This window comes from Roseomonas gilardii subsp. gilardii (assembly GCF_023078375.1).
Lineage (GTDB): Bacteria > Pseudomonadota > Alphaproteobacteria > Acetobacterales > Acetobacteraceae > Roseomonas > Roseomonas gilardii.
The window spans coordinates 1,075,241-1,087,722 of sequence record NZ_CP095554.1 but is presented as its reverse complement, the minus strand read 5'-3'; the positions used below and the strand labels follow the sequence as shown (position 1 = coordinate 1,087,722).

At 71.4% G+C, this 12,482-nt stretch carries 8 protein-coding genes and 2 pseudogenes; 1 reads left to right on the top strand and 9 read right to left on the bottom strand.

Going from position 1 to position 12,482, the window contains the following annotated elements:
* Positions 1-21: 21 nt before the first annotated feature.
* The 9 genes and pseudogenes from adh to htpX all read right to left on the bottom strand — a co-directional run bounded on the left by adh (position 22) and on the right by htpX (position 11,989).
* Positions 22-1,539 (bottom strand): annotated as a pseudogene (adh, locus tag MVG78_RS04990) (aldehyde dehydrogenase).
* 133 nt (positions 1,540-1,672) lie between these two features.
* A complete protein-coding gene (locus MVG78_RS04985) occupies positions 1,673-2,635 on the bottom strand; it encodes a GAF domain-containing protein (RefSeq protein WP_247558763.1) in 963 nt (320 codons plus the stop codon).
* A gap of 87 nt (positions 2,636-2,722) precedes the next feature.
* On the bottom strand, positions 2,723-4,177 hold the full coding sequence (gene hydA / locus MVG78_RS04980; RefSeq protein ID WP_247558761.1) for a dihydropyrimidinase: 1,455 nt from the start codon (positions 4,175-4,177) through the stop codon (positions 2,723-2,725).
* Between the two features lie 250 nt (positions 4,178-4,427).
* Complete coding sequence (locus tag MVG78_RS04975; RefSeq protein ID WP_247558759.1) at positions 4,428-5,252, bottom strand: creatininase family protein; 825 nt, start codon at positions 5,250-5,252, stop codon at positions 4,428-4,430.
* Between the two features lie 60 nt (positions 5,253-5,312).
* A pseudogene (locus tag MVG78_RS04970) lies at positions 5,313-6,295 on the bottom strand (ABC transporter ATP-binding protein).
* A complete protein-coding gene (locus MVG78_RS04965; RefSeq protein WP_247558757.1) occupies positions 6,292-8,154 on the bottom strand; it encodes a dipeptide/oligopeptide/nickel ABC transporter permease/ATP-binding protein in 1,863 nt (620 codons plus the stop codon). Before MVG78_RS04965 ends, MVG78_RS04970 begins: the two are co-directional and overlap by 4 nt.
* 2 nt (positions 8,155-8,156) lie before the next feature.
* Positions 8,157-9,107 (bottom strand): ABC transporter permease, encoded by a 951-nt coding sequence (locus MVG78_RS04960; RefSeq protein ID WP_247558755.1) that lies wholly within the window; start codon positions 9,105-9,107, stop codon positions 8,157-8,159.
* The gene (locus MVG78_RS04955) at positions 9,107-10,657 is read right to left on the bottom strand and encodes an ABC transporter substrate-binding protein (RefSeq protein WP_247558753.1); all 1,551 of its coding nucleotides are present in this window, start codon (positions 10,655-10,657) and stop codon (positions 9,107-9,109) included. Before MVG78_RS04955 ends, MVG78_RS04960 begins: the two co-directional genes overlap by 1 nt.
* Positions 10,658-10,981: 324 nt before the next feature.
* A complete protein-coding gene (gene htpX, locus MVG78_RS04950; RefSeq protein ID WP_247558751.1) occupies positions 10,982-11,989 on the bottom strand; it encodes a zinc metalloprotease HtpX in 1,008 nt (335 codons plus the stop codon).
* Positions 11,990-12,030: 41 nt separating this feature from the next.
* On the opposite strand from htpX, the gene MVG78_RS04945 reads away from it, so the two are divergent.
* A complete protein-coding gene (locus tag MVG78_RS04945; protein WP_247558750.1) occupies positions 12,031-12,234 on the top strand; it encodes a succinate dehydrogenase assembly factor 4 in 204 nt (67 codons plus the stop codon).
* Positions 12,235-12,482: the final 248 nt, after the last annotated feature.

The following is a 12,482-nucleotide window of genomic DNA, read 5'->3' as shown; positions in this document are numbered from 1 at the left end:
CCGCGCCGCCCCCACAGCCCGTCAGAAGAAGCCGAGCTTCTTCGGGCTGTAGCTGACCAGCATGTTCTTGGCCTGCTGGTAGTGGTCGAGCATCATGCGATGGTTCTCACGCCCGATGCCCGACTGCTTTTACCCGCCGAAGGCCGCATGGGCCGGATAGGCGTGGTAGCAGTTGGTCCAGACACGCCCGGCCTGGATGGCGCGGCCGAAGCGGTAGGCGCGGTTCACGTCCCGCGTCCAGACGCCGGCGCCCAGGCCGTAGAGCGTGTCGTTGGCGATGGAAAGGGCTTCCTCGTCATCCTTGAAGGTGGTGACGGAAACGACGGGGCCGAAGATCTCCTCCTGGAAGATGCGCATGCGGTTATGGCCGCGGAAGACGGTGGGCTTCACGTAGAAGCCTTCCGCGAGGTCGCCGGACAGGATGTTGCGCTCCCCGCCGATCAGCACCTCGGCGCCTTCCTGCCTGCCGATGTCGATATAGCTCAGGATCTTCTCCAGCTGCTCGCTGGAGGCCTGGGCGCCGATCATGGTGCCGGGGTCGAGCGGATCGCCCTGCCGGATCTCGCCGACGCGCCGGAGTGCCTTCTCCATGAAGCGGTCGTAGAGGCTCTCATGGATCAGAGCGCGGGAGGGGCAGGTGCAGACCTCGCCCTGGTTCAGCGCGAACATCACGAAGCCCTCGATCGCCTTGTCGAGGAAGTCGTCATCCTCGGCGCCGACATCCTGGAAGAAGATGTTGGGCGACTTGCCGCCGAGCTCCAGCGTCACGGGGATCAGGTTCTGGCTGGCATACTGCATGATCAGCCGGCCCGTCGTCGTCTCGCCGGTGAAGGCGATCTTGGCGATGCGCGGGCTGAGCGCCAGCGGCTTGCCGGCCTCCAGCCCGAAGCCGTTGACGATGTTCAGCACGCCGGGCGGCAGGATGTCGGCGATCAGCTCCGCTAGCACGAGGATCGAGGCCGGCGTCTGCTCGGCGGGCTTCAGCACCACGCAGTTGCCGGCGGCCAGCGCGGGGGCGAGCTTCCAGCAGGCCATCAGGATCGGGAAGTTCCACGGGATGATCTGCCCGACCACGCCCAGCGGCTCGTGGAAGTGGTAGGCGACGGTGTCGTGGTCGATCTCGCTGATCGTGCCTTCCTGCGCGCGGATGCAGCCGGCGAAGTAGCGGAAATGGTCGATGGCGAGCGGAATGTCGGCCGCCGTGGTCTCGCGGATCGGCTTGCCGTTGTCGAGCGTCTCGGCACGGGCGAGGAGGTCGAGATTGTCCTCCATGCGCTGCGCGATCGCGTTCAGCAGCCGGGCGCGTTCCGCGGCGCTGGTGCGGCCCCAGGCGTCCTTGGCCGCATGGGCGGCGTCGAGGGCACGGTCGATGTCGGTGGCGTCGGAGCGCGCGACCTCGCACAGGACGCGGCCGTTGATCGGAGAGGTGTTGGCGAAGGTGCGGCCGCTGGCGGGTTCCACCCATTGGCCGCCGATGAAGTTGCCATAGCGGCGCTTGAACGGGGAATCCGTCACGCGCAGGGCGTCGAGCTTGGTCATGCTTCCCTCCGTCGCGATCCGTCATGCGTTGCGGATCGCATCGCGGGTAAGCTGGCGCTTCCGCTCCCGTCCTGTCACCTGTCCGGAATGGGGAGAATCCTTTGCCTGTCGCAGATCTGCGACAGGCCCCCGTTCAGTTCGCTCCGCGCAGGCCGAGGCGGCGCAGTTTGCGGTGCAGCGTGGCGCGGCTGATGCCGAGTGCCTCGGCGGCGGCGGAGACATTGCCACCGGCGCGCGCGAGGGCGTGCTGCACCGCGCTGCGCTCGGCCTGCAGCAGATCCGTGGCCGGGCCGCCGGAACCCAGCAGGTCGGCCGCCGGCAAGGGCTGGCGCAGCCGGCCGGGGGAGATGTTCAGCGCCAGGCGCGCGGCGCGCGTGGCGCCGATCACCAGGTCGTCCGCATCGATGGCGAGCAGCGCGCCGGGGGCGCGGTCATCGGCCAGGACGATGCGCGCGCGCGGGAAGGCGCGGCGGAAGTTGCGTTCCTCGATGCGGCGCGCGGCCTCCCCCGCGGCGGCGGCGATCAGGCCGGTGAAGCCCTCGGTGAGGTCGGCGCGGCAGGAGGAGACGTCGATCGCGGCGGCGAGGCGGCCTTCCTCGTCGAAGATCGGCACGGTGCTGCAGCTCAGCCCTGCATTGCGGGTGTGGAAATGCTGGTCGCGATGGATGGTCAGCGCGCGCTGCTCGGCGATGCAGGTGCCGATGCCGTTGGTGCCCTCCTGCGCCTCGCTCCAGACCGTGCCGGTCCAGAGGCCCCAGTCGCGGAACTGCGCGTCGTCCGCCGGGGCGCCGCGGCGTTCCACCGGCACGCCGTTGCGGTCGGTCAGCAGCACGCAGCAGCCGATCCCGCCCACCGCCTGGAACAGCCGGTCCATGCTCGGCTGGGCGAGCTGGATCAGCGGCTCCATGCGCTCGCGCGCCTCGCGCAGCTCGGCCTCCGTCATCCGCCAGGGCGCGCGGCGGTTCTCCGGATCCAGCCCGTACTGGGTCATCGAGCGGCGCCAGGAGGCCGCCACCACGGAGCGCGCCGCCGCCGTGCCATCCTGCAGGACGGCGCGGACCTGATCGGCATGTGCGCGTGCCGGAGAACCGGACATGCTTCCCTCCCTCGGGGCAAGTGGGCCTTGCTCTGGAACCAGAGCCCTACCACGGCCACGCCCGGGGAAGGAAAGGGCAAATTTCCGTCAGGGCAGCGGCGGTGCGGCCTCGAAGCCGTCCGGCAGGCGGCCCAGGGGGCGGGCGGCCTCGCTGGTGTCGCGGGGCAGCCAGCGGCCGGAACCGGGCCGGGCCAGCATCCTGCCCTGATCCATCGCCACCTCCCCCCGGGCGATGGTCATGACCGGCCAGCCCTTCACCGCCAGCCCCTCATAGGGGGTGTGGTCGATGGCATGCTGCATCAGGGCGTTGGTGAGAGTGACCTCCTTCGCCGGGTCCCAGAGCACCAGGTCGGCATCCAGCCCGGGGGCGATGGCTCCCTTGCGGCGGGACAGGCCGGCGATCCGGGCGGGCTCGGTGGCGGTGAGGGCGACGAAGCGGGCGAGGTCGATGCGCCCCTTCGAGACGCCCTCGGAGAAGAGGACCGGCAGGCGGGCGGCGAGGCCCGGAATGCCGTTGGGGATGGCGTCGAAGGAGGCGTCGCGCCCGTTCCGGGCCTTGCCCCGCTCCCCCTCGAAGGAGAAGCCGCAATGGTCGGAGGAAACGACCGAGAGCGTGCCCCGGCGCAGCATCTCCCAGGTGCCCTCGTGATCCTCCGCCTGGCGCGGGGCGGGGCTGCAGATGAACTTCGCGCCCTCGAAGCCCGGCCGGTCCATGTCCCCGGCGGTCAGGACCAGGTATTGCGGGCAGGTCTCGCCCCAGACCTTCAGCCCCCGGGCCTGGGCGCGGGCGATCTCCTCCGCCACCTCGGCGCAGGAGACGTGGAAGACCTGGATCGGCTGGTCCACCAGTTCCGCCAGGGCGATGGCGCGGTGCGTGGCCTCGCGCTCCACCACCGGGGGCCGGGCCCAGGCATGGTATTTCGGCGCGGTCAGGCCCGCCGCCAGCAGCGCCTGCTGCCGCCACTGGATGGCGTCGTGGTTCTCGCAGTGCACATGCACCATCAGCCCGTGCCGGCGCGCGGCGAGCAGGACGCGCAGGAACTCCGCATCCGTCAGGTGCAGCGGATCGTAGGTCAGGAAGGCCTTCAGGCTGGCCACCCCATCGGCCACCACCTGCGGCAGCTCGGTCTCCATCACCGCCGGGGTCGGGTCGGTGATCACCTGGTGGAAGCCGTGGTCGATCATGCCGCGCGCCGCGCGCGCCCGGTTCGCGCGGTGCTGCGCCAGGATGCCGCCGCCCTTGAACTGCGGCGTGAAGCAGACCAGCGTCGTGGTGCCGCCGGCGAAGGCCGAGTGGCTGGCGGTGGTGAAGCTCTCCTCATGGATGCTGCCATCGGGCTGCGGCTCCTCGATATGGCAATGCGTGTCCACACCGCCCGGCAGGACCAGCAGCCCGTCCGCCTCGACGATCCGCGCGCCTTCCACGGGCAGCTCCTCGCCGACCGCCGCGATCCGCCCGGCCCGCACGCCCACATCGCAGCGCCGCGCCTCCCCGCCCGCCGCGACCACGCCGCCCCGGACCACCAGATCGTATCCCACCATCGCCTTCCTGCCTTGATTGGGCCTGGGAACCGGGAGGCTCTGCCTCCCGGACCCTCCGCTCAGGGGCACAGTGTGCCCCCCGAGACCCCGCCATGAGCGCTCCGCGAGGAGGGGGAGCAGGACACCGGTCGCCATCGGTACGGCGGTGGCCATCCCCCTCCTCGCGGAGCGCTCACAGGGTTCCCAGGGACCAACGTCCCTGGGCGGGTGGGTTCCAGGGAGGGCAGAGCCCTCCCTGGCCCCGGCCCGATCAGGCCGGAATGCGGCTGGCGAAGTGGACGGCGAAGCGGGCGACGATGTCGGTGAGCTTCTCGGCCAGGGCGGCGCCGGTTTCGGCGGAGGAGAGGTTCGGGTCGCCCTTGGCGACGCCGTCGTGATAGACCTCGTCATAGGAGTTGGGCAGGCCGATCTCGGCGCCGTCGAAGCTGGCCGTGCCCAGGCCGGTGAAGGGCAGGCCCAGGACGCTGTCGCTCTTCAGCGGCGCGGCGGCGGGGACCATGTCCTTGCGGATCAGCTCGGGGAAGAGGTGCAGGCCGATGCTGGTCAGCGGATCGGCGCCATGGCCGGACACCGCCTTGGCCTTCTCCGCGCCGACGATGCCGGGCAGCAGGCCATAGCCGATGCGCCACAGGTAGAGGCTCGGCAGGATCGTCCTGTCCTTCTCGTAGAGGCGGCGCGCCACCTCGGCGATCGGGCCGACATTGCCGCCATGGCCGTTGATCACGACGATCCGGGTCAGGCCGTTGCGGTGCAGGCTTTCCACCATGTCGGTGATGACGCTGGTCAGCGTCGCCTGGGTGATGGCGATGCCGCCGATCATCGGCGCGAACCAGTCGGCGCCGCCGAAGGGCAGGACCGGGGCGACATAGGTGGGCGTGCCGAGCCCGGTGGCGCGCAGCGCGGCGAGTTCCGCGATCTTCTCGGCCAGGAGATAGTCGCCCATCGGGGCATGCGGCCCCTGGTCCTCATGGCTGCCCATGGGCAGCAGGATGACCGGGTTCTTCGCGTAGGCTTCGCGCCCCTCGCCGCCGGTCAGCGTGCCCATATGCACCTTGGGCGTCGTCTTGGTGGCCACTCTCACACACTCCTGGACAGTTCTGGACGGGACGGCCCCCGGCACGTGCCGGGGATGCCGTCAGGCGAGCTCCTCGGCCCGGCTGCAGGCGACGGCCTGGCCGGGGGCTCCGAAGGGCCGCAGCGCCGGCACGTCGCCCGCGCAGGCCGCGACCGCATGGGCGCAGCGGGTGCGGAAGACGCAGCCGGAAGGGGGTTGGACGGGCTGGGCGGGTCGCCGGCCAGCAGGATGCGCTTCACCCGGTGCTTCGGGTCCAAGCGCGGCGTCGCCGAGAGCAGGGCGCGGGTATAGGGATGCGCCGGGCGGCTGAAGACGGTCCCGGCCGGCCCTTCCTCCATGACGCGGCCGAGATACATCACCATCACCCGGTCGCAGAGATGCCGCACCACCGGCAGGTCGTGGCTGATGAAGAGCATCGCCAGCCCCAGGTCGCGCCGCAGGTCGGAGAGGAGTTGCACCACCTGGGCCTGGATGGAGACGTCTAGCGCGCTCACCGGCTCGTCGGCCACCAGGAAGTCGGGTTTCGTCGCCAGGGCGCGGGCGATGCCGATGCGCTGGCGCTGACCACCGGAGAATTCATGCGGGAAGCGCTGCGCATGGGCGGGGTCGAGCCCGACGCGGGCCAGCAGCTCGCCCACGATCCGTGCCTGCTCCGCACCGGAGGCGAGGCCGTGGATATCCATCCCGTCGGCGATCTGCGGGCCGATGCGGCGGCGCGGGTCGAGGCTGGAGAAGGGGTCCTGGAAGACGATCTGCATGCGCCGGCGCAGGCGGCGCCATTCGGCGCGGGAGATGCCCTCCATCTCCCGCCCGTCGAAGCGCAGGCTGCCGGAGGTGGCGGGCAGCAGGCCCAGCATCATGCGGCCGAGCGTGCTTTTGCCGGAGCCGCTCTCGCCGACCACGCCCAGCGCCTCGCCGCGCGCGACCCGGGCGTGGATCTGGCGCACCGCCTGCACCGGCCTGCCGCGGCGGAAGACGCCCTTGGCGGGGAAAGTCTTGGAAAGGGCCTCGGCCTCGATCAGCGGAAGGGGCAACGGGCTCATGCCGCCTGATCCTCCAGGGCGCCGAGTTCGGCCCAGCGGATGCAGCGGGTGCTGCGGCCGGGGCGGGCTTCCTCCAGCGGGGGCGGCCCGGCCTCGCAGGCGGCGATGGCATGCGGGCAGCGGGGGGCGAAGCGGCAGCCGACCGGGAAGGCATGCGGCGGCGGCACCACGCCGGGGATGCCGGCGGGCTGGTGCTCCCCCTCCGGCACCGCCGCCAGCAGGGCGCGGGTATAGGGGTGCAGCGGGTCGCGGAAGACCGCCTCCACGCTGCCGCGTTCCACCACCTGCCCGGCATACATGACGGCGACACTGCCGGCGATCTCCGCCACCACGCCCAGGCTGTGGGTGATGAAGACCATGCCCATGCCGGTCTCACGCTGGAGATCGGCCAGCAGGTCGAGGATCTGCGCCTGCACCGTGACGTCCAGTGCCGTGGTGGGCTCGTCGGCGATCAGCAGGCGCGGGCGGTTGGCCAGCGCCATGGCGATCATCACGCGCTGGCGCATGCCGCCCGACATCTCGTGCGGGAAGACGCGCATGCGGCGTTCCGGATCGGCGATGCCGACGCGGCGGAAGAGTTCCAGGGCGCGCTTCCACGCCTCGGCTCCCCCCAGCTTCGGCTGGTGCGCCAGGATCGCCTCGGCCACCTGGTCGCCCACGCGGTGGACGGGGTTCAGGCTGCTCATCGGGTCCTGGAAGATCATCGCCATGGGTCCGCCGCGCAGCCGGCGGAGTTCCTCCTCCGGCAGGCGCAGCAGGTCGCGCCCGCCGAACCAGGCGGCGCCGCCGGCGACCTGGGCGACGGGCGGCAGCAGGCCCATCACCGCGGTGACGGTGACCGACTTGCCGGAACCGCTCTCGCCCACCACGGCCAGGGTCTCGCCGGGCTTCACGGAGAAGGAGACGCCCTCCACCGGGCGGATCGTGCCGCGCGGGGTGGCGATCTCCACGGTGAGGTCCCGCACCTCCAGCACCGCCTCCGCCTCGGCCTCCCCATGGGCCTCGCGGCGCGGCAGCAGGCCCGGCAACACGCGGTCCACCGCGCGCAGGCGCATCCGCCCGGCGCCGGTGCGCGGATCCACCGCGTCGCGCAGCCTGTCGCAGAGCAGGTTCATGGCCAGGATGGTCAGCGTCAGCGCGAGGCAGGGCCAGAGCAGCAGCAGCGGCGCCTGTTCCATCGTGGCGCGGGCGCCACGGATCATCAGCCCCCAGGACGGCGCCGGCGGCACCACGCCGAGGCCAAGGAAGGACAGGCCGCTTTCCAGCACCACGGCGGCGGCCACGGCCAGCGAGAACTGCACCAGGATCGGCCCGGCGACATTGGGCAGCACGGTGCGCAGCAGGATGCGGCCGGTGGGGGCGCCGAGGGCTCGGACGGCCTCCACATAGTCGTGCTCGCGCGCCGAAAGGACCTCGGCATAGGTCACGCGGGCGAAGCCGGGAAGGTAGAGGACGGACAGGACCAGGATCAGCGTCCCCGCCCCCGGCCCCATCAGCGTGACGACGAGCAGCGCCAGCAGCACCGGCGGGAAGCAGAGGATGATGTCCATGCTGCGCACCGCCAGCATCTCCCCCAGCCCGCGGAACCAGCCGCCGATCAGCCCGAGCAGCGTGCCCAGGATGCCGGCGACGATGGCGGAGGCGAAGGCGACCGAGAGGCTGGTGCGGGCGCCCCAGATCAGGCGCGAGAGCACGTCGCGGCCGAACTCGTCGCGGCCCAGCGGGCTGCCCGCCAGGGGGCCGGACAAGCGGTGGGCGATGTCCTGCCGGACCGGGTCGGGCAGGCCGAGCAGCGGCGCGGCGAGGGCCAGCAGGATGATGACGGCGACGGCCGCGCCGGGAATCCAGGGCTTCCTCATGGTCAGGCTGTCCGGATGCGGGGGTCGAGGGCAGCGTAGAGCAGGTCGGTCAGCAGGTTGATCAGCAGGAAGAGCGCCGAGATCACCAGCACGATGCCGACCACCATGGGATAGTCCCGCGCCTCCACCGCGCGCAGCAGCGGCGTGGAAAGGCCCGGCCAGTTGAAGACGTATTCCACCAGCACCGTGCCGCCGAGCAGCGAGCCCATGTGCAGCGCCAGCACGGTCAGCACCGGGGTCAGCGCGTTGCGCACCACATGATGCACCAGGATGCGCCGGGGGCTGAGGCCCTTGGCGCGGGCGGTGCGGACGAAATCCTTGCCCAGCGCATCGAGCACCGAGGCACGGGTCATGCGGAAGACCACGGCGGCCAGCCCCTTGCCGATGGCGATGGCCGGCAGGGTGAGGAGAAGGAGGTGCTGGCCGGGGCTCTGCGCGAAGGGGACGTAGCCGCCCGCCGGCATGATCCGCAGCATCTGCGCGAAGACCAGCACCAGCAGCGTGCCGACCACGAAGACCGGCAGCGCCAGCAGGAAGGCGGCGATGCCGGAGGCGATGCGGTCGAAAACCCCGCCCCGGTGCAGCGCCGCCCAGGTGCCGGCGGGCATGCCGACGACGACGGCGAGCAGCGTGCCGGAGAGGATCAGTTCCAGCGTGCGCGGCAGGCGCAGCGCGATCTCCTGCGCCACCGGATAGTCATCGACCAGCGAGGAACCCAGGTCGCCGCGCAGCAGGCCGGCGAGGAAGCTGCCGTATTGCGTCATCAGCGGCAGGTCGAGGCCCAGGCGCTCGCGCAGCTCGGCCACCGCCGCCGGATCGGGCGAGACGCCGCCGGTGGACAGCAGCAGCTCCGCCGGATCGCCGGGCACGAGATGCAGGGCCATGAAGACGATGCTGGCCACCACCCAGACCAGGGCGAGCGAGATGCCGATGCGCCGGAGGATCCAGAGCATCAGGCGAAGCTCACCTCTTCCAGCGTCGCGCCGGAGAGGAGGGTGAGCGCGCCGGGCAGGTTGGTGAAGCCCTGGACGTTCTTGTCCATCGCATAGCCCTGGGCGCGCCAGGCGAGGCCGACCAGCGGCACCTCCTCCAGCGCCGCCCGCTGCATCTCCCGGTAGATCTCGATGCGCTTCGCCTGGTCGAACTCGGCGCGGCCGCGCGCCAGCGCCGCCACCGTGCGCGGTGCCTGGAGCGCATAGGAGCGGCCATGGGTGGGCGCCAGCGATGTGTCCATCACCACCGACAGACCGTCCGGGTCGTTGTTGTCGCTGGACACGCCATGGATGGCGATCTCGTACTGGCCGCGCATGCCCAGGCTGACGCGGGTGGACCAGTCGGGCAGCCGCAGCTCGCACTGGATGCCGATGGCGGCCAAGTGCTGCTGCACCACTTCCGCCGTGTCCTTGTGCATGCCGTATTGCGCGGTGGCGAGCAGCGTGGCCTGGAAGCCGCCCGGCACGCCCGCCTCGGCCAGCAGGGCCTTGGAGCGCGCCGGGTCATAGTTCCAGCCATGGGCGAGCGTCTCATCGTACCAGGGCGTGCCCTCGGCGATCGGCACACCCTCCAGCACCTTGCCCCGGCCGAAGAAGGCGGCCTTCACGATGTCCTCGCGCCGCACGGCATGGGCGACGGCGCGGCGTACCCGGGCATCGGCGAAGGGGCCCTTGGCGCCGTTGAACAGGATGTCCATGAAGGGGCCGTACTGCGTCTGCATCCTCAGACGCGGATCGCCCTCGATGGCGCTCATCGACTGCCAGGGCACATATTCGATCAGGTCCACATCGCCCGACTGCAGCGCCGCGACGCGCAGGTTCTCGTCGGCATAGACGGTGAACTTCACGCCCTTGAGCTTCGGGAAACCCTGGCGCGGGTACTTGTCGAAGGGGACGAGGTCGATGGAGGTGCCGCGCTCCTGCCCCGCGATGCGGAACGGCCCGGCGCCGACCGGCTCGTTCGCGGAGGATTTCCGCCAGACGATGGCCATGTTGTAGTTGCTGAACCAGCTCGGGACGGTGGCGACCGGTTCCTTGGTGTAAAGCTTCAGCGTGTACGCGTCCGGCGTCTCGATGCGCGTCACCTGCTGGAACTGCGAGCGCATGTAGGCGGTGGATTTCTCGCCGGCGATCTGCTCGATCGTCCATTTGACATCCTCCGCCGTCACCGGCTCGCCATTCTGGAAGATCGCCTCCTTGCGCAGGCGGAAGACCCAGGCGCCGTCCTCATGCGCCCAGGATTCCGCCAGTTCCCCCTTCAGCTCGCCCTTCCCGTCGAAGGAGATCAGCCGGCGGTGGATCAGCATCTTCACCGTGCCGGCGGAGGCGCCGGAGCTGGCCCAGGGCTGCAGGTTCGGCGGAAAGGCGGACAGGCCGAAGCGGAGGATGCCATTGGCCGCCTGGGCGCGCGCCGGCCGCGCCAGGAAGGGCAGCGCGCCGCCCGCGGCCAATGGGGCCAGGGCGGGCACCGCGAGGCTGCGGGCCAGAAGGGCGCGGCGGGTCGTCTTCATCGGCAAGCCTCCGTCTCGGGCTGTCGTGCGGGTCCCTGTCGCGCTCCGGACCGGCACGGCGGGTATCATGCCCGCCACATGCTCGGCCTGATCGCAGCGCAACAGCAACCCCGTCAGCCCGGCACAGCCAGCAATCGTCGTGCCATGGCAGTTCCGGGGCGGAAGGATGTCCGGGGCGGCCCCGGCCTGCCCGGGAATGGGGCAGCGGGGCTGGGCAAGCCTGCCCACCCGGTGGCAGGGGCGGCCCCGGCATCCCGTCGCGACTGCCCCTGCGACTACCCCTGGGCCAGGGGGTTCCCCGAAGGCGGGAGGCCCGGGCGGGACCTATCCCCAGGGGCCACGGCGGCGGCGGCCGGTGGGAGGCACGGAGCCGCGCCCCCGGGGGCCGCCACTCCAGGGCCCCGCCTGGGGACCCACCTGGGGACCCACCTGGGGGCCACCCTGGTAACCGCGCATCCCCGGGCCGCCCATCGGTGCCGCGCCCATGGGGGAGCCATGGGTGCCGAGCAGGGCGCGGACCCGGTTCTCGGTGCTGGGATGGGTGGAGAAGAGATTGTCCACCCCCTGCCCCGAGAGCGGGTTGACGATGAAGAGGGGCGCGCTTTCGGGATGCGCCTCGGCGGAGCGGTTGAGGATGGCGTGGCGGGCGCCTTCCAGCCGCAGCAGCGCATTGGCCAGGCCCCGCGGCCCGCCGGCGATCTGGGCGCCGAGACGGTCGGCCTCGTATTCCCGGGCGCGGCTGATGGCCATCTGCACCAGCATGGCCATGAGGGGCGCCACCACGATCATCACCAGCACGCCGATGAAGCCCAGCGGGTTGCGGTTGTCCCGCCCGCCGCCGAGCAGCCCGCCGAAATGCGCCAGGAAGCCGATGGCGCCGGCGAGGCAGGCAGTGACCGTCATGATCAGCGTGTCGCGGTGGCGGATATGCGCCAGCTCATGCGCCACGACCCCGGCCACCTCCTCCTCCGGCATCATCTCCAGCAGGCCGGCGGTCACGGCGACGGCGGCGTTCCGCGGGTCGCGGCCGGTGGCGAAGGCATTGGGCTGGGCCTCGTGGATCACGTAGAGGGCGGGCATGGGCAGGCCGGCGCGGGCGGCCAGTTCCCGCACCATGGCATGGAGGCGGGGGGCGTCGCCCGGGCCGATGGGCTGGGCGTTGTGCATGCGCAGGACGGCCCGGTCGCTGTTCCACCAAGCCCAGAGGTTCATGCCGCCGGCCATCACCAGGGCGATCACCATCCCCTGGCTGCCGCCCAGCAGGAAGCCCACCCCGGCGAAGAGCGCCATCAGCCCCGCCAGAAGGATCGTCGTTCGCAGTGTTCCGTTCATCGGGTATTTCTCCCGGCTCTGTCCCGCCTCATATGGGGAATATGAGCGAGAAATCCGCCTCCCCCGAACCCGCCGTGAAGATCCAGGACGAGCAGAAGCCGGCCGCCCCGCCGGCCGGAGCCGGGACCACCCCCCAGGGAGCCGCCCCGGAACAGCCCCGGCCGCCGGAGATCGGTGGCCCCAAGGGGCCGGAGCCGACCCGCTATGGCGACTGGGAGCGCAAGGGCCGGGTGAGCGATTTCTGAGCCACGGGGCCAGGGGCGAACAGGCCACGAACCGGGGGCCGTGCCGGCGGGCGGAGCACCACAAGATCTAGTCGCGCCGCCGAGTCGCCCGAGGTGCCGCCGAAATCGCGGCCGAATCCTGTCAAACCGCTGTTCCCGGTGCCTTCCTGCCCATCCCGTTCCCCGTCCGTTCAGGGACCGAATCGGGAATGGGCTTGCGGAAAACCGGGTGCGTCCCATCGGCCACACCCGTTCCATCCGGACGGCGG